The 15,365-nt window shown below is 63.2% G+C and carries 20 protein-coding genes; 17 read left to right on the forward strand and 3 right to left on the reverse strand.

From position 1 onward, the window contains the following. The first annotated feature begins 172 nt into the window (after positions 1–172). The 11 genes from K426_RS00005 to K426_RS00055 all read left to right on the forward strand — a co-directional run bounded on the left by K426_RS00005 (position 173) and on the right by K426_RS00055 (position 7,256). Positions 173–994 carry a pyruvate, water dikinase regulatory protein gene (locus K426_RS00005; RefSeq protein WP_066552696.1) on the forward strand — a complete coding sequence of 274 codons (822 nt, stop codon included), beginning with the start codon at positions 173–175 and terminating at the stop codon, positions 992–994. A 4-nt stretch (positions 995–998) separates the two neighbouring features. Next, the gene (locus tag K426_RS00010; RefSeq protein ID WP_066552700.1) at positions 999–1,592 is read left to right on the forward strand and encodes a Maf family protein; all 594 of its coding nucleotides are present in this window, start codon (positions 999–1,001) and stop codon (positions 1,590–1,592) included. Beyond that, the gene (gene aroE / locus K426_RS00015; protein ID WP_066552702.1) at positions 1,589–2,410 is read left to right on the forward strand and encodes a shikimate dehydrogenase; all 822 of its coding nucleotides are present in this window, start codon (positions 1,589–1,591) and stop codon (positions 2,408–2,410) included. Before K426_RS00010 ends, aroE begins: the two co-directional genes overlap by 4 nt. Before the next feature lie 5 nt (positions 2,411–2,415). Continuing rightward, complete coding sequence (coaE, locus tag K426_RS00020; RefSeq protein ID WP_066552704.1) at positions 2,416–3,009, forward strand: dephospho-CoA kinase; 594 nt, start codon at positions 2,416–2,418, stop codon at positions 3,007–3,009. A gap of 45 nt (positions 3,010–3,054) precedes the next feature. Then, positions 3,055–3,747 carry a DNA polymerase III subunit epsilon gene (gene dnaQ / locus K426_RS00025; protein ID WP_066552707.1) on the forward strand — a complete coding sequence of 231 codons (693 nt, stop codon included), beginning with the start codon at positions 3,055–3,057 and terminating at the stop codon, positions 3,745–3,747. Between the two features lie 96 nt (positions 3,748–3,843). Then, positions 3,844–4,440: a ribosome hibernation-promoting factor, HPF/YfiA family gene (hpf, locus tag K426_RS00030; RefSeq protein ID WP_066552710.1), complete on the forward strand. Its 597-nt coding sequence runs from the start codon at positions 3,844–3,846 to the stop codon at positions 4,438–4,440. 119 nt (positions 4,441–4,559) lie between these two features. Beyond that, positions 4,560–5,027: a PTS sugar transporter subunit IIA gene (locus tag K426_RS00035; protein ID WP_066552713.1), complete on the forward strand. Its 468-nt coding sequence runs from the start codon at positions 4,560–4,562 to the stop codon at positions 5,025–5,027. Continuing rightward, on the forward strand, positions 4,987–5,496 hold the full coding sequence (locus K426_RS00040; protein ID WP_066552715.1) for a PaaI family thioesterase: 510 nt from the start codon (positions 4,987–4,989) through the stop codon (positions 5,494–5,496). Before K426_RS00035 ends, K426_RS00040 begins: the two co-directional genes overlap by 41 nt. Positions 5,497–5,527: 31 nt before the next feature. Continuing rightward, the gene (locus K426_RS00045; RefSeq protein ID WP_087575998.1) at positions 5,528–5,839 is read left to right on the forward strand and encodes a DUF1491 family protein; all 312 of its coding nucleotides are present in this window, start codon (positions 5,528–5,530) and stop codon (positions 5,837–5,839) included. Between the two features lie 173 nt (positions 5,840–6,012). Beyond that, positions 6,013–6,660 carry a cell wall hydrolase gene (locus K426_RS00050; RefSeq protein WP_066552725.1) on the forward strand — a complete coding sequence of 216 codons (648 nt, stop codon included), beginning with the start codon at positions 6,013–6,015 and terminating at the stop codon, positions 6,658–6,660. Between the two features lie 101 nt (positions 6,661–6,761). Further along, positions 6,762–7,256 carry an MmcB family DNA repair protein gene (locus K426_RS00055; RefSeq protein WP_066552727.1) on the forward strand — a complete coding sequence of 165 codons (495 nt, stop codon included), beginning with the start codon at positions 6,762–6,764 and terminating at the stop codon, positions 7,254–7,256. Between the two features lie 152 nt (positions 7,257–7,408). Here K426_RS00055 and K426_RS00060 read toward each other — a convergent pair whose 3' ends face one another. Continuing rightward, entirely contained in the window at positions 7,409–8,032 is a 624-nt protein-coding gene (locus K426_RS00060; RefSeq protein WP_237229858.1) for an ankyrin repeat domain-containing protein, read from the reverse strand. A gap of 47 nt (positions 8,033–8,079) precedes the next feature. On the opposite strand from K426_RS00060, the gene K426_RS00065 reads away from it, so the two are divergent. Genes K426_RS00065 through K426_RS00080 form a run of 4 tightly spaced genes read left to right on the forward strand, consistent with a single transcriptional unit; the run spans position 8,080 to position 10,124 of the window. Then, positions 8,080–8,736: an SCO family protein gene (locus K426_RS00065; protein ID WP_197672735.1), complete on the forward strand. Its 657-nt coding sequence runs from the start codon at positions 8,080–8,082 to the stop codon at positions 8,734–8,736. 3 nt (positions 8,737–8,739) lie between these two features. Beyond that, positions 8,740–9,165 (forward strand): YcgN family cysteine cluster protein, encoded by a 426-nt coding sequence (locus K426_RS00070; RefSeq protein ID WP_066552733.1) that lies wholly within the window; start codon positions 8,740–8,742, stop codon positions 9,163–9,165. Continuing rightward, positions 9,146–9,856, forward strand: coding sequence for a M48 family metallopeptidase (locus tag K426_RS00075; RefSeq protein ID WP_066552736.1), 711 nt, complete (start codon positions 9,146–9,148; stop codon positions 9,854–9,856). Before K426_RS00070 ends, K426_RS00075 begins: the two co-directional genes overlap by 20 nt. Before the next feature lie 7 nt (positions 9,857–9,863). Next, positions 9,864–10,124: a hypothetical protein gene (locus K426_RS00080; protein WP_066552739.1), complete on the forward strand. Its 261-nt coding sequence runs from the start codon at positions 9,864–9,866 to the stop codon at positions 10,122–10,124. Here the strand turns inward: K426_RS00080 and trhO are convergent. Next, positions 10,121–10,957 (reverse strand): oxygen-dependent tRNA uridine(34) hydroxylase TrhO, encoded by an 837-nt coding sequence (gene trhO / locus K426_RS00085; protein ID WP_082748738.1) that lies wholly within the window; start codon positions 10,955–10,957, stop codon positions 10,121–10,123. The genes K426_RS00080 and trhO overlap by 4 nt on opposite strands. Positions 10,958–11,022: 65 nt before the next feature. On the opposite strand from trhO, the gene pdeM reads away from it, so the two are divergent. Continuing rightward, the gene (gene pdeM, locus K426_RS00090; protein WP_066552751.1) at positions 11,023–11,682 is read left to right on the forward strand and encodes a ligase-associated DNA damage response endonuclease PdeM; all 660 of its coding nucleotides are present in this window, start codon (positions 11,023–11,025) and stop codon (positions 11,680–11,682) included. 190 nt (positions 11,683–11,872) lie between these two features. Continuing rightward, complete coding sequence (locus K426_RS00095; protein ID WP_066552754.1) at positions 11,873–14,629, forward strand: TonB-dependent receptor; 2,757 nt, start codon at positions 11,873–11,875, stop codon at positions 14,627–14,629. Here K426_RS00095 and K426_RS00100 read toward each other — a convergent pair. After that, positions 14,607–15,353, reverse strand: coding sequence for a YggS family pyridoxal phosphate-dependent enzyme (locus K426_RS00100; RefSeq protein ID WP_066552757.1), 747 nt, complete (start codon positions 15,351–15,353; stop codon positions 14,607–14,609). The two genes, K426_RS00095 and K426_RS00100, sit on opposite strands and share 23 nt — an antisense overlap. Positions 15,354–15,365: the final 12 nt, after the last annotated feature.

Below are 15,365 nucleotides of genomic sequence, written 5' to 3' on the forward strand. Positions count from 1 at the left end.
TTATCCCCGTTATCCACAGGCTGTGGGTATAAATTTCAATCTGTTGGCGGGCTGTGGACAAGATTTCCGGAATCGAGGAGGGCGATAAGCGCCTGATTTTGCCCGCAACCTATCCCTTGCTTTATCCACAGCCTGCCCACAGAGATATTCGCGCCCCAAAGAGAAACCAGAAATGTCGCGCATTCATCTCCATCTGCTTTCGGACTCGACCGGCGAAACGCTGGAAAACATCGCCAAGGCGGCGATCGGCGCGTTCGAAAATGTCGAGGCGGTGCGCCATTTCTGGCCGATGGTGCGCTCCGATGTCCATCTTGATCGGATCATGGAGGAGATCGCCGCTAATCCCGGCCTGGTGCTATTCACCCTGTCCAACCACCAGCTTCGTCGGCGGCTGGAGACGCGCTGCCGGGCGCTCGGCCTGCCGCATGTGGCCGCGCTTGACAGCGTGACCGATGCGCTGTCCAACATATTGGGGCAGGAAACCCGCAACCGGCCGGGCCGCAAACATATTCTCGACGAAGCCTATTTCGCGCGGATCGAGGCGATCCAATTCACCATCGCCCATGATGACGGCGTCGGCCATGAAAATTGGGAGGAGGCCGATATCGTCCTCGCCGGTGTTTCCCGCGCCTCCAAGACGCCGACCTCCATCTATCTTGCCAATCGCGGGTATAAAACCGCCAATATTCCTCTGGTAATCCAGTCGCCGCCACCGCGCACCCTCTATTCGCTGAAGCATCCGATGGTGGTGGGGCTGACCGTCAGTCCGGAGCGGCTGGTGCAGATCCGCCGCAACCGGCTGCTTTCCTTGAACCAGGCGCCGGAAACCAGCTATGTCAATCTGGAAAAGGTGCAGGAGGAACTGGCCTTCGCCCGGCGCATGTTCGCGGATAATGGCTGGCCGGTGATCGATATGACCCGCCGGTCGATCGAGGAAGCGGCAGCCGCCATCATCAACCTGTTCAACGACCGCGTGCTGGCGGAAGGAGCATGAGACCATGATCGTGCTGGCATCGCAAAGCGCGAGCCGCCGGGCGCTGCTGGAAGCGGCGCAGGTGCCGTTCGAGGCGCTGTCGCCCGGCGTCGACGAGGAAGCGGCCAAAGAAGCCCTGCGCGCCGACGGTCTGGATGCCCGGCAACTGGCCGATGCGCTGGCGGAGCTGAAGGCGCTCCGCGTGTCGCGGCGGGTGCCGGGCGGGCTGGTGCTGGGCTGCGACCAGACCCTGAGCCTGGACGAGGGCACGATGATCGACAAGGCGCTCGACCGTACCGATGCCGAGCGCATATTGAAGTTGTTCTCTGGCCGGGTGCATCATCTGCACAGCGCGGCGGTGATCGCGCTTAATGGCGAGCCGATCTGGCGGCATATCGAGCGGGTGCGGATGACTGTGCGGCCCTTGTCGGAGGCTTTCATCACCTCCTATCTCGACGGCGATTGGGAGCATTGCCGTTGGTGCGTCGGCTGCTATCGGATCGAGGGTCCGGGCGCACAGCTTTTTGCGAAGGTCGAAGGCAGCCAATTCGCGATTCAAGGCCTGCCCCTGCTGCCTTTGCTTGACTTTCTGCGCGTCCGGGGCGTTCTGGCGTCATGACCGACAAGCTCCCTTATGCCGAAGTGATCGGTGATCCGATCGCGCACAGCAAATCACCGCTGATCCATAATTTCTGGCTCGATGCGTTGGGTATCGAGGCGGAATATAAGAAGACCCATGTGACCAGCGAGGGGCTGTCCGCCTATTTCCTGGCGCGGCGGGCCGATCCCGATTGGCTGGGTTGCAATGTCACGATTCCGCACAAGATCGCGGTGATGGACTATACCGACGATCCGGGCGGCGTACGCGAACGGATCGGGGCGATGAACACCATCGCCAGCGAAACGGGCGGACCGTTGATCGGCACCAATACCGATGCGGGCGGATTCCTCCAGCCGCTGCTGCGCGACAAGTGGAAGGGGCAGAGCGCGGTGCTGGTCGGCGCGGGGGGTGCGGCGCGGGCGATATTGTTCGCGCTGACGAGTCTGGGCGTGCCCGACATCACGGTCATGGCGCGTGATGCGGGGCGAGGGCAGGCGTTGCTCGACCGCGCAGGGGTCAAGGGCCGGGTAATCGGCATGGCGGATGCGCTACCCAGGGCCGACCTGCTGGTCAACACCAGCTCGCTTGGCATGGTGGGGCAACCGCTGCTGGATCTGGACCTCAAACCCCTGGCTGACGACGCGACCGTTTATGATATCGTCTATGCGCCGCTGGAGACGCAATTGCTCAAGACGGCGCGGGCGAGGGGTCTCAAGACCCTCGATGGGCTGGAAATGCTGATCGGGCAGGCGGCACTGGCCTTCGACATCTTCTTCGATGCCGAGGCGCCGCGCGAGCGGGACGAGGAATTGCGCGCCTTGCTGCTCGCTGCCTGACGTCCATGAAGATCTACGGCCTCACCGGCTCCATCGGCATGGGCAAATCGGCCGTGGCCGCCATGTTGCGGCGCGAGGGCGTGCCTTTGTTCGATGCCGATGCCGAGGTGCACCGCTTGCAAGGGCCGGGCGGGGCGCTGCTGCCCGCGATAGAGGCGCGTTTTCCCGGCACGACGGGCTCCAAGGGCGTCGACCGGGCGAAACTGGGCGCGGCAGTCTTTGGCCATGCTCATGAGCTGAAGGCGTTGGAAGCGATCGTTCATCCTGCCGTGCAACAGAGCCGTAAGGCCTTTCTGCGTCGGCATCGGTCGCGAAAATTCGTCGTGCTGGATATTCCGCTGCTGTTCGAGACCCATGGCTATCGCAGGCTGGCAGGCGTCATCGTGGTCACTGCCCCCGCCTGGAAGCAGCGCAAGCGAGTCCTGGCCCGGCCCGGCATGACCGCTGCAAAATTCCGCCGGATTGTCCATCTGCAAACACCCGATGCTGAAAAGCGGCGGCGGGCTGACTATATCATTCACACAGGGACGACCTTCGCTGAGACACGTTTTCAGGTACGCCGCTTGGTCGCTTGCCTTGGTGCGAAGACAGGCCGATAAGAGGGGTCCGGTGAGATTGGCCGGCCAGAGTCGTTGAAGAGGGCGATGCGCGAGATTATTTTCGACACCGAAACGACTGGCTTCGACCCTGCCTCAGGCGATCGTCTGGTCGAAATCGGATGTATTGAGCTCTTCAATCGGGTGCCCACGGGCCGTACCTTCCATGCTTATTATAATCCGCAGCGGTCTATGCCCGCAGCGGCGGAGGCCGTGCACGGGCTGTCGGACGGTTTTCTGAGGGACAAGCCGGTGTTTTCGCACGGTGTCCAGGAATTGCTGGCCTTTCTGGAGGACAGCCATCTGGTCGCGCATAATGCGCGCTTCGACTTCGGCTTCCTCAATCATGAACTCAAGCTTTGCGGCCTGCCCGAAGTGTCGATGGAGCGGATGATCGACACCGTCGCCATCGCCCGCCAACTCCACCCCGGCGCCAAGCACAGCCTGGACGCGCTCTGCACCCGCTACGGTATCGACCGCAGCCATCGCATCAAGCATGGCGCCTTGCTCGACGCCGAATTGCTGGCCCAGCTTTACATCGAACTGACCGGCGGCCGTCAGATCGGCCTTGGTCTTGCACAGGAGGAAGAGAAACTCGTTGTAAATATGGAACTTGCGGCGAAAGTAGCGGTTCGCCCTGTACGCCCCGCGCGCGTCTTTGCGGCCAGCGCGGAGGAGCTGGAGAGGCATGCAGCGTTCGTCGCGACGCTGGACAAGCCGCTCTGGCTTGAGGAGGCCTGATTACAGCCGTCCCTCTTCCGGGATGCACTGCCTTCAAGCCTCCATGCCAACCGGATCGCCATCCCGGGCGGTTCGGCAAGAATAAGGAGAAGGCATATGGATATTCGTGTTTCCGGGCATCAGGTCGATACGGGTGACGCGCTCAAGGAGCATGTCTGGACCCGTCTGGAGGCCATGGCCGAGAAATATTTTTCCCGCGCGCTTTCCGCCCAGGTGACATTCCGGCCGGCTCCGCACGGCGCCTTCCATTGCGACATCGTCTGCCATGTCATGACCGGCCTGATCCTGAAAGGAGCGGGCGAGGCGCAGGAGGCACATCCGGCCTTCGAACAGGCCGCCGAGCGGATCGAAAAGCAGTTGCGCCGCTATCTGCGCCGCCTGAAGGACCGCAGCGCGCAGGCCGCCGCCGCCGAAGCCAGCCGGACCAACGGTTTTGGTCCCGATGGACTGGACGGGGCGGGCTATACGATTTTCGCTTCCTTGGCCGATGAAGAGGAACCGGCCGAAGCTCCACTGATCGTGGCGGAAACTCGCGTCGACATTCCCGAAGCCAGCGTGTCCGACGCAGTCATGATGCTGGACCTGCGCAATACGAACGCCCTGCTGTTCGTCAATGCCGGGACGGCCGCCTATAACATGGTCTATCGCCGGCATGACGGGACCATCGGCTGGGTGGAACCGCGCCTGGGCTGATATCGTTCCCTTGGCCGCCGGTTGACCTTGATCGGCTGGCGGCCTATGGGGCCGGACTTTAAAGATCCGGGCATTGCGTCATTTTTCCGAAGCTGGGCGCGGCTCGGCTGGGATTCGGCATGGTTCATTTCAACGATATCGTCGCACCGGATGCATTGGGCACAGGCCTTTCGGTGAATGGCAAGAAGCAGTTGTTTCAGAAGATCGCCGTGTTGGCGGCAGCGGCCTATGGCTTGAACGCCGATCTGGTGGCCGAGGCGCTGCTGGAGCGCGAAAAGCTCGGGTCCACCGGTTTTGGTGGCGGCGTCGCAATTCCCCATGCCAAGATTCCCGACCTGCAGAAGATGTGCGGCGTGGTCGTCCTGCTCGATCCGGCGGTGTCGTTCGACGCGGTGGACGAAGCGCCGGTGGACATCGTCTTCGCGCTGCTCTCGCCGGTCGATTCCGGGGCCGAGCATCTGAAGACCCTAGCCCGCGTTTCGCGCTATCTGCGCGATGAGGGGCAGGTCGCCCGCCTGCGCGGCGCCAAGTCGACCGCGGCGCTCCATGCCCTGCTCGCCGGTGGCGAGGCGCGTGACGCTGCCTGATTCCGGGCCTGGTACTGGCGTGTCGCCCAGCGGAGAGGCGGCGCATTTCCGGGCGTTGGAGAATCTCTATCGCTCCGCGCCGATCAACCGGTTGTTCCAGTCGGAACTGACGATCCCGGAAGAAGGCCGGTCGGTCATCCATTTCGATGTGGATGAGAGCCAGTTTCATGCAGCCGGCGCGATACATGGCACGGTCTATTTCAAGATGCTGGACGATGCGGCCTTTTACGCCGCGAACAGTCTGGTCAGCGACCGTTTTCTGCTGACGACCAGCTTCAACCTGTTGTTCACCCGACCGATCGGACCCGGCCGCATCCGCGCCGAAGGGCGGTGGATCAGCGGCAAGCGGCGCGTCTATGTTGCCGAAGCGAGCCTGATCGATACGGAGGGTGAGGAGGTTGGGCGCGGCACCGGCACCTTCATGCGGTCGCAATTCCCGCTGTCTTCGCTGCCGGGCTATGCCGCCTGATCGACCCACCGACGCCCGGCTGACCAGCGCGATGCTGGTCGGCGTTCTGGTGCGGCGCAGCGCAGCGGCGGGCGGCTTTGCCACGATATTGGTCAAGGGCGATGCGATCAGCGGCGTGATTCTGATTCAAGCGCTTGAAAAAGGGCGGGAACTAGGCTTGTTCGAGCGCGTTTCTGACTTTGCGGGCGGCTATAGCCTGACCCGATGTGGCCCGGACCCGGAAAAGGGCGCCGAGGCTATGGCGCAATATTTGGAGCGTCGCCTGAGGTCGGACCCCGATCTGTGGGTTGTGGAGCTTGATATCGCGGATGTGGAACGGTTCGCCGCTGAAACGATCTGTTGATCGTTGACTCATTTCCCGTGCGCGGGCACAGGCCTCCGACGCTTCAACGCGCAGGTTGCCGGTTTTCGTCCATGGGGGGCGGATGCGGTAAACACGCAGACGGGGGGCGGCCGGACGTCGGTGTTTTGGGGTTTTGACGTCCTCGGCCAAGAACCGCACGATTTTGAGCTGTAATGAGTTTTCGTCTAAGGGCTGCGATCGTCGCGGCATTTTCCCTGTCCGCCACTGCGGCGTTGACCACAGCCGACATGTCGAGCGCTTCCGAAGCGGCTCCGTCGGTTCTCTCCCTTCCGGGGAGCAATGAGCTCAATGCAGCTCCGGCCGGCGTGAAGCCCGCCGTCACTTTTGCCGCGCCGCGCGAAGTCGCGCAGTCGCTGGCTCCTCTTTCCGACAGCGACGATGTGAAGGCAGACAATCTCGCCGCCCTCGTGAACGCGCAAGGCGTGGCCGAGGATGTTGCAGGCGATATGAAGTGCCTGGCCGGCGCCGTTTATTTCGAATCCAAGGGCGAAAGCCTGGAAGGCCAGTTGGCCGTTGCCCGCGTCATCATCAACCGCGCCAAGTCCGGCCGCTTTGCCGACAGCCTGTGCGGCGTCGTCTACCAGCCGGGCCAGTTCAGCTTTGTGCGCGGCCGCGGCATGCCGTCGATCCGCATGGGCAGCGAAAGCTGGCGCGAAGCGGTCGCCATCGCCCAGATCGCGATGGACGATAGCTGGGACAGCAAGGCCGAGGGCGCGCTGTTTTTCCATGCCCGCCGCGTTTCGCCGGGCTGGGGCAAGCGCCAGCTCGCCGCGATCGACAATCATATCTTCTATCGCTGACACGCTTTCGCGCCGGGCGCGAAGGGGGTGAAGAGGGCCGGTTCGGGCGATGCCTGAATCGGTCCTTTCTTTTTGTTCCCGTCCTGTTCTAAAAGGGGTGCATGGAATCCGACTTTTCCGACAGTTGCTCGCCCCTGACTGACGGCACGGCGCTGGCCGTGGCGCGGGGCACGTTGCGCCTGTTCTTCCGGCACGATATGAGCGGCATATTGGAAGTACCGCTGCCCAATGGCCGTCGCGCCGATATCATGGCGCTGGATGGGGCGGGGCGGATCACCATCGTGGAGATCAAATGCAGTCGCGCCGACCTGTTGGGCGACATGAAATGGCCGGATTATTTCGACTATTGCGACCGCTATTTCTGGGCGGTGCCGTCGGGATTCGACCTGTCGTTGTTCGAGAGTGAGGCGCTGTGGCCCGGACGGACCGGACTGATCGTCGCGGATCAATATGATGCCGAACTGGTCCGCCCGGCGCCGATGGAACCGCTGGCGGCGGCGCGGCGCAAGGCGGAGACTCTGCGCTTCGCCCGGCGGGCAGCGCGACGGCTGACAGCGCTGGCCGACCCGGACCATGCGGCGGAACTGGGATGGTAGTATGACTTGGGCGGAGATGGATGGGAAGGCGGACATCATTTCCGTCATCCCAGCGAAAGCTGGGATCTCGTGAGGCCAGGTCGTGCACTATCGCCTGAGATCCCAGCTTTCGCTGGAATGACGATATTATCAACGTTCCCTATTAGCCAAAATCAGAATACCGGCCCCTGAACCGGCCCCTTGGGCGCAGCCGTCGTCTTCGCCGCGTTCAGCGCTTCCACCAGCCCCGGTGTGCGGCCATCGCGCTGCGCATAGTCCCGCGCCGACATGCCGGCGATCGTATCGCGCTTGTCGGGATTGGCCCCCTGCGCCACCAGCAACCGGACCAGCCCGAGATCGCGCAGTTGCACCGCCCGGATCAGCGGCGTTTCACCGCTGCCATTGGCCTTGTCCACCAGCGCATTATAGGTGAGCAGGCTGCGCGCGCCTTCCTCGAACCGGGCCTGCACCGCGTCCATCAGCGGCGTGTTGCCGTTGTTGTCGGTCAGGTTCGGGTTCGCACCCTTGGCGAGCAGGAAAGTCAGCCATGTATTGTCGCGCCGGGCGACGACCAGATGCAGCGCGGTGTCGCCCGTGGTCACGTCCCGGCTGTTGATGACGGTGGAGCCGGGCTTCTGGATCAGGTCGGTCACCTTCTGCCCATCGGCATCCTTGACCGCCTTCAGAAAGTTGTAATTGTCCGAAAACTGCGCCTGCGCCGCGACCGGCGACAGCAGCGCCAAGGCCAGAGCGGCGGCACGGCCAACGCCCATCCAAGCCGGAAAACGTCCTGTCATTTTGTCCATAGCCCCGTTGGGATTTGCAAATCGGGCCATAGCAGGGCATGGCTGGCGGCGCCATGAACAAAGCGCTGATTTCGCTCGCCCTGCCGCTGACCGCCCTGCTGGCAGCCTGTAATATGGGGACAGGAGGCAATGCATCAAGCGGTGAGGAGAGCGCCCAGGGCGATCTGCATGGGGCGAGCATCGGCGCGCCCTTCACCCTGACCGACCAGGATGGGAAAAAAGTCCGCTGGGAGGATTTCAAGGGCAAATACCGGCTGGTCTATTTCGGCTACACCTATTGCCCCGATGTCTGTCCCATCGACCTGCAACGGATCATGCAGGGCTTTGCCAAGTTCGAGAAGGACCAACCGGCCCTTGCCGCGAAGCTCCAGCCGATCTTCATCAGCGTCGATCCGGAACGGGATACGCCTCCGGTCCTCAAAACCTATGTCGCGGCCTTCCACCCCCGGCTGATCGGCCTGACCGGCACGCCGGACGAGATCGCCAAGGTGGCCAAGGATTTCGTTGTGCTCTACAATAAGGAAGAGGCGAAGGGCGCGAGCGGCTATCTGGTCAGCCACAGCCGGACGCCCTATCTTTTCGGGACCGATGGCGCGCCGGTCGCTTTGGTGCCGGTGGACGATCCGGGGACGCCGGACGCTGATGAGGGCGATCCCGGCAAGGTGATCGCCTTCCTCGAAAAATGGGTGAAGTGACGGTTGGACTTCTGGGAAAAGCCCCTCGACAAGCTGGACCGCGCCGAATGGGAAGCCCTGTGCGACGGTTGCGGCAAATGCTGCCTGCACAAGGCTGAGGATGAAGATACGGGGCGAATCTACCCCACCAATGTCGCTTGCCGGTTGCTCGACCGGCACAGCGGACAATGCACCAATTACAAGGAACGGCGCCGCTTCGTGCCCGATTGCGTGCGTCTGACGCCTGCGAAGGTGAAGACGATCGGCTGGCTGCCGCGCACCTGCGCCTATCGGCTGCGCGGCGAAGGCAAGCCGCTGCCGGAATGGCATTATCTGATCTGCGGCGATCGGGAAGCGGTGCATAAGGCGAAGGAGTCCGTGCGCGGCTGGACGATTGCCGAGGCCGATGCGGGCGATTGGGAAAACCATCTTGTCGACAGAGAGCTCTGACGCCGTCCTTGTCGTCGACGGTGTCGCCGTTCCGGTGCGGATACGCCGGTCGGCGCGGGCCAAGGCCTATCGGCTGTCGCTGGACCATGCGCGGGGGGAGTTGCGGCTCTCGCTGCCTACACGCGCCAATCTGAAGCAAGCTCTCGGCTGGGCGCAGGAGCATGAGGGCTGGGTCCGGTCGCAAATGGCGCGGCAACCGGCGCAAGTGACGCTTTGCGACGGCGCCGTCTTTCCGCTGGAGGGGCGGGAGGTGCGCATCTGTTGGGTCGAAGGCGCCCCCCGCACGATCCGGCTGGAGGGCGAACGGTTGCTGCTCGGCGGGGCGGCGGAATCGGTGGGGCCGCGCGTGCTGCGCTGGCTGAAGACGCGGGCGAAGACGGTGCTGGAAACCGAAAGCCATGCAATGGCGCGGGATAATGGACTGATCGTGGCGTCGGTCGGCATTGGCGATCCGCGCAGCCGCTGGGCGAGTTGCGCCTCCAGCGGTGCGATCCGCTATAGCTGGCGGCTGATCCTCTGCCCGCCCGAGGTGCGCCGGGCGACCGTGGCGCATGAACTGGCGCATCTGCTGCACATGGACCACAGCCCGGCCTTCCATGCGGCGCACAAGCGGATTTTGGGGGAAGATCCCCGACCGGCGCGGGCGTGGTTACGCGCCTATGGAACGGCGCTGCATCGCTTCATGGGCTGAAGGACGCATGGGCAGGAAGAAGCGCTATCTGACAGCCACGATGCCGGACGGCTATGTGAAGACCATCGGGCCGACGGCGGACGCCTTCACCCATTATTGGCGGATCGTCGCGATACTGGAAAATGGCAGGACGGAGGTGTTCTGGGGTCATGCGCGCTCGCTGGCCGAGGCGAAGAAGAAGCGGACGGCGGTGGAAGAAGGTGCCCGGATGCGCGGCTGGAAAAGCTATGCGTTCGAGATAGCGGAACTGGTCGAAACGCCCGCTTAACCCTGCTTTCTGTGCGGCCATGCGCCCGAAGAATCCGCCGGACAATCATGCGCGGCAGTGCGGTTATAGGGCAATCCGCAGTCGCGGCAGGTGACATAATCGCCCTGTTTCAGCCCATGGCCCACGGCCACCCGCTCGTCGAAGACATAGCAATCGCCCTGCCAGCGGCTGTCCGCTTCGGGTATTTCCTCCAGATAGCGCAAGATGCCGCCGCGCAGATGATAGACCTCGTCAAAGCCGCGGGCGCGGACCAGCGCGGTCGATTTCTCGCATCGGATGCCGCCGGTGCAGAACATGGCGATGCGGGGTTCACGGCCCTCTTCGCGCAGCTTTTCGGCAAAATCGTCGAACCAGGCGGGGAAATCGCGGAAGGAGCGTGTACCCGGATCGATCGCGCCTTCGAAGCTGCCGACCGCCACCTCATAGGCGTTGCGCGTGTCGATGATCACCGTGTCGGGATCAGCGATCAGCGCGTTCCAGTCCGCCGGATCGAGATAGGCGCCCGCCTGGTTCGCCGGATCGAGATCGCCCGCGCCCAAGGTGACGATCTCCGTCTTCACCTTCACCTTCATCCGGGCGAAGGGGGCTTCATCGCTATGGGCATATTTGACGTCGAGATCGGCGCAGCCGGGCAGGGCGCGGATATGCGCCACCAGCGCCTTAATCGCCGCCTCGCTCCCCGCGACCGTACCGTTAATCCCCTCGCCCGCCACGATCAGCGTGCCGCATGTCTCCAGATCCGCACAAAGCAGGCGCAAATCGCGGGCGATCGCGTCCGGATCGGGGAAGGATGCGAAGCGGTAAAGCGCGGCGATGGTGAAAACGGACTCCATGGCAGCGCCCATAGCCGCTTCGCCGCCCTCTTGAAAGCCGGAGGGCAAGGGCGCATAGCCGGCCTATGGTTCCCCTTTCGTTCGCGGGTCACGAATTTCTGGCATTGCCGGAAGCGGCGCTGTTCTGGCCGGCGCGCTCGGCTTTGCTGGTGGCCGATCTGCATTTCGAAAAGGCGAGTTGGTTTGCGCGCTTCGGACAGTTCCTGCCTCCGCATGACAGCCGGGCGACGCTGGATATGATCGAGATGCTGGTCGAACGGACGGGCGCGCGGGCTGTCTGGTCCCTGGGCGACAGTTTTCACGATGCCGATGGCGCGGCACGGCTCGATCAGGGGACGCGGGCGCGGTTGACGGCGCTGACGGACCGGCTCGACTGGGTCTGGATCACCGGCAATCACGATGTCGGCATGGCCGACACGCCGGGCGGAGAACCGCGCGTTGACATGCAGGTCGATGGCATCTGGCTGCGGCATGAGGCTGATCCTGCGGATCTCCAACCGGAAATATCGGGGCATTTTCACCCCAAATTCCGTCTTTCGGTGCGGGGACGACACGTGTCGCGGCGCTGCTTCGTGGGATCGCGCACCAAATTGATTCTGCCCGCATTGGGGGCGCTGACAGGGGGTCTCGATGCCGGTCATGGCGAAATCCGGCGCGTAATGGGCGAGGGCGCGACCGCATTGGTGCCGGTTGCGGGTCGGCTGCTGCGATTTCCCATAGCATAAAGGACGTAACGGAAACCGGAATTTAAGCTGTCGCCGTTAAGCAACAGTGGATGAGAATCCGGTTGCGACGAGCGGTCAAGAGCCTAGAAAATCACGGCTATTCTTGCCTTCGTCCTGCCGTGTCAGCATAGTTGGACGATAATATCGACGCGGCACCCAAGTCGCGCGGATGACGAGAGGGAGCATCATCATGAACAAGAGCCTTTGGCTGATTTCTGCCGGTGTCGTCGCATTGGGCAGCAGTGTTCCGGTCGCATGGGCGCAGGAAGGTGGCGCGGCGGTCGATCAGGACAGCGTCAACATCATCGTCACGGCCACGCGGCGCGCCAGCCCGCTGTCCGACGTGCCGATCGCCGTGTCCGCCGTCACAGCGCAGGCGATGCAGAATAGCGGCGCCACCGATATCCGCGCTCTCAACCAGTTGGCGCCCTCGCTGCTGCTGTCCTCCACGGGGACGGAGGCCAATGCGTCGGCGCGCATTCGCGGCATCGGCACGGTGGGCGACAATCCGGGGCTGGAAAGTTCGGTCGCGGTGTTCATCGACGGAGTTTATCGCTCGCGCACCGGCGCGGGCCTCAACGAACTGGGCGAGATCGAGCGGGTCGAGGTGCTGCGCGGGCCGCAGGGCACGTTGTTCGGGCGCAACGCTTCGGCGGGCCTGATCAACATCATCAGCAAGGCGCCGGAGTCCAAGCTCGCGGGCAAAGCTGAAGTCACCTACGGCAATTATGATTATTGGCGTCTGGCGGGCCGCATCACCGGACCGGTCACCGATCAGTTGGCGCTCAGCCTGGACGGCGTCTGGTCGAAGCGCGACGGCTTCTACGATCTGGTGAACGTCAGCGGCGGCAAGGTCGGGGAGACCAATGACCGCGACCGCTATTTCCTGCGCGGGCAGGCGTTGTTCGAACCCAATGACGCGCTCTCCATCCGCCTGATCGGGGATTATACCAACCGCGACGAAAGCTGCTGCGGCGCGGCCTATATCGAGACGCGCGAGCGGCTGCCGCTGGCGGGCGGGGGCTACCGCACCGCGTCGTCCAACCGCATAGCAACGCTTCTGGCGCGGCAGGGCAGCGTCTTCGCCGCCGATCCCTATGACCGCAACCTCACCATCACGCCCGGCCGCAATTATGTCAGCAAGCTCAAGGATTGGGGCGTCTCAGGTGAGATAAATTATGATCTGGGCGGCGCCAAGCTGACCAGCATCACCGCCTATCGCGACTATAAGAGCCAGGATTATGGCGATTACGACTATAGCGGGGCCGATCTGCTCTATCGTGATCCCAACACCTATCGCCAGTTCAGAACCTTCACCCAGGAGCTGCGGGCGCAGGGGTCGGCCTTCAATGATGTTCTGGACTGGCTGGTGGGCGGCTATTACGCGCATGAAAAGCTGACGTTAGAGGATAATATCCGTTTCGGCGCGGATTATGGCGCCTTTGCGACCTGTCGGCTTTTGCTCGGTGCCGGGGCAAATCCCAGTGGACTTGCTCCCTTCATCGATCCATCACAGCAGCGCTGCCTCACGCCGACCGGTCGGGCTGCGGCGACCGCTTCGTTCGGACCGCTGGCGCCGCTCGTCAATGGTGCGCTCGATCGGCTGTATGGCATCGGCAATGTGGGTGACGTCAGCTCCCGCTATTTTCAGACTAGCGAGAATTGGGCACTTTTCACCCACAACATTGTCCATCTGACCAAGCAGCTCGATCTGACGCTGGGGCTGCGCTACACGCATGAGACCAAGCGCTTTTCGGCTGATCTCAATAATGACAATGCCACCTGCGCAGCGCTTCAGACGCGCAATCCGGGACCATTCAATGATCTTTACGAATTGGCGACCGGGCAGATTCCCGGTGCGCCTGTCGGATCGAACGGGGCCACATTGGCGGGTGGAATCCTGACGCTGGGCTGCCTTGGCAACGGCTCGACGGGTCTCAACGCGCTCAACCTCAATGACAAGATCAGCGATGGCCAGTTTTCCGGCACCGCCGTCCTGTCATGGAAGCCGGTCAACGAACTGCTGGTCTATGGCAGCTATTCGAAGGGCTATAAGGCGGGCGGCTATAATCTCGATCGCTTCCAGCTCGGATCGACGGGTTTGAACCCGGTTCCGGCGGTGTTCGCGCCGCGCAGCGATGCCGACGTGACCAGTCTGCGCTTTGCGGCGGAGAAGGTGGACGCGTTCGAAATCGGCCTGAAATATACCCGGTCCAAATGGAGCGCGAATGTCGCTGTCTTCCGGCAGGAGTTCAAGAATTTCCAGTTGAACACCTTCAACGGCACCAGCTTCGTCGTCCAGAACATCAATGGTTGCGACAGCGCGCTGACGACGGCGCGGACCTGCGCCAGCGGGGATGTGGGACCGGGCCTGATCAGCCAGGGCGTGGAGCTGGAACTGTCGGCAACGCCGGTGCGCAACGTCCGTTTTGCCGGGGGCTTCACCTATGCGCGCGCCAAATTCGCCAACCGGCTGGTCGGCAGTGGCAATGGGGCGGTGCCGCTCGATCCGGCGCTGTTCCTGCTCCCGGGGTCGATCAACTCGCAAGCGCCGGAGCTGGTGACGACGGTCAGCGCCTCCTGGACGCCCAGCCTGGGCACTGGCGGGCTGTCGGCGCTCTTCTATGTCGACGGGCGGATGAGCAGCGACTTCAACACCGGGTCCGACCTGTTCCCGGAAAAGCGGCAGGATGGCTATGCGGTGTTCAACGCCCGCGTCGGCATCCGTGGGCCGCAGCAGCGTTGGGCGGTGGAATTCTGGGGCCAAAATATCTTCAACCAGGACTATACCCAGGTCGCTTTCAGCAGCCCGCTTCAGTCAAGCAGCCCCGATCAGTCCACCATCGGTCAGTTCGGGCGGCCGGGCAATGTGATGGCGAACCAGTTGATCTCGGCCTATCTGGGCGACCCCCGCACCTATGGGATCACCCTGCGCGGGAGTTTCTGATCATGCCCCTGCCGCTCCCCGGTATCGGGCGAGCGGCAGGGCGCTCGCCAAATAGCGCCGTGCCGACGCGAATATCGGTGGCGCCCAGCATGATCGCCGTTTCAAAATCCCCCGACATGCCCATGGAGAGCCGTTCCAGCCCTTCTTCCCGCACCATTTTCGCCAGCAGCGCGAAGAAGGGGGCAGGCTCGACATCGGCGGGTGGCACGCACATCAGGCCGAGCAGCGGAATATCGGCGTCTCGCGCCGAACGAATGAGCGCGGGAACATCGGCGATCGGACATCCGCCCTTTTGCGGTTCCGCGCCGATATTGACCTGAAGGAAGCAGGGCACGCGCTTGTCCGCCGCGTCCATCGCCTTGGCCAGCGTGGTCAGCAGCGATAGGCGGTCGAGCGAATGGATGACGTCGAACAGCGCAACCGCATCGCCTGCCTTGTTCGACTGAAGCTGGCCAACCAGATGCAGGATGAGATCGGGATGCTCTTCCCGCAGGACCGGCCATTTGCTTTCCGCTTCTTGCACGCGATTTTCACCGAAGACGCGCTGGCCTGCTTCTATCAGTGGGCGGATGGCGTCGGAGCCTTGCGTCTTGGACACGGCGATCAGGGTGATGTCGTCGGCGGTGCGGCCGGTGAGGCGGGCGGCGCGGCCTATGGCTTCGCGCACATGGGCCAATCGGTCTTGGGCCAGCCGGTTTGCGGCTTCGATGCTGTCGATCGTCATGGCGGCTGCTAT

Origin of the sequence: Sphingobium sp. TKS, assembly GCF_001563265.1 — a bacterium.
In the GTDB taxonomy this organism is placed as follows: domain Bacteria; phylum Pseudomonadota; class Alphaproteobacteria; order Sphingomonadales; family Sphingomonadaceae; genus Sphingobium.

Coding starts and splice junctions, on each gene's coding strand:
- K426_RS00005 (WP_066552696.1), top strand. CDS start 173: ATGTCGCGCATTCATCTCCATCTGCTTTCGGACTCGACCGGCGAAACG.
- K426_RS00010 (WP_066552700.1), top strand. CDS start 999: ATGATCGTGCTGGCATCGCAAAGCGCGAGCCGCCGGGCGCTGCTGGAA.
- aroE (WP_066552702.1), top strand. CDS start 1,589: ATGACCGACAAGCTCCCTTATGCCGAAGTGATCGGTGATCCGATCGCG.
- coaE (WP_066552704.1), top strand. CDS start 2,416: ATGAAGATCTACGGCCTCACCGGCTCCATCGGCATGGGCAAATCGGCC.
- dnaQ (WP_066552707.1), top strand. CDS start 3,055: ATGCGCGAGATTATTTTCGACACCGAAACGACTGGCTTCGACCCTGCC.
- hpf (WP_066552710.1), top strand. CDS start 3,844: ATGGATATTCGTGTTTCCGGGCATCAGGTCGATACGGGTGACGCGCTC.
- K426_RS00035 (WP_066552713.1), top strand. CDS start 4,560: ATGGTTCATTTCAACGATATCGTCGCACCGGATGCATTGGGCACAGGC.
- K426_RS00040 (WP_066552715.1), top strand. CDS start 4,987: ATGCCCTGCTCGCCGGTGGCGAGGCGCGTGACGCTGCCTGATTCCGGG.
- K426_RS00045 (WP_087575998.1), top strand. CDS start 5,528: ATGCTGGTCGGCGTTCTGGTGCGGCGCAGCGCAGCGGCGGGCGGCTTT.
- K426_RS00050 (WP_066552725.1), top strand. CDS start 6,013: ATGAGTTTTCGTCTAAGGGCTGCGATCGTCGCGGCATTTTCCCTGTCC.
- K426_RS00055 (WP_066552727.1), top strand. CDS start 6,762: ATGGAATCCGACTTTTCCGACAGTTGCTCGCCCCTGACTGACGGCACG.
- K426_RS00060 (WP_237229858.1), bottom strand. CDS start 8,032: ATGACAGGACGTTTTCCGGCTTGGATGGGCGTTGGCCGTGCCGCCGCT.
- K426_RS00065 (WP_197672735.1), top strand. CDS start 8,080: ATGGCTGGCGGCGCCATGAACAAAGCGCTGATTTCGCTCGCCCTGCCG.
- K426_RS00080 (WP_066552739.1), top strand. CDS start 9,864: ATGGGCAGGAAGAAGCGCTATCTGACAGCCACGATGCCGGACGGCTAT.
- trhO (WP_082748738.1), bottom strand. CDS start 10,957: ATGGAGTCCGTTTTCACCATCGCCGCGCTTTACCGCTTCGCATCCTTC.
- pdeM (WP_066552751.1), top strand. CDS start 11,023: ATGGTTCCCCTTTCGTTCGCGGGTCACGAATTTCTGGCATTGCCGGAA.
- K426_RS00095 (WP_066552754.1), top strand. CDS start 11,873: ATGAACAAGAGCCTTTGGCTGATTTCTGCCGGTGTCGTCGCATTGGGC.
- K426_RS00100 (WP_066552757.1), bottom strand. CDS start 15,353: ATGACGATCGACAGCATCGAAGCCGCAAACCGGCTGGCCCAAGACCGA.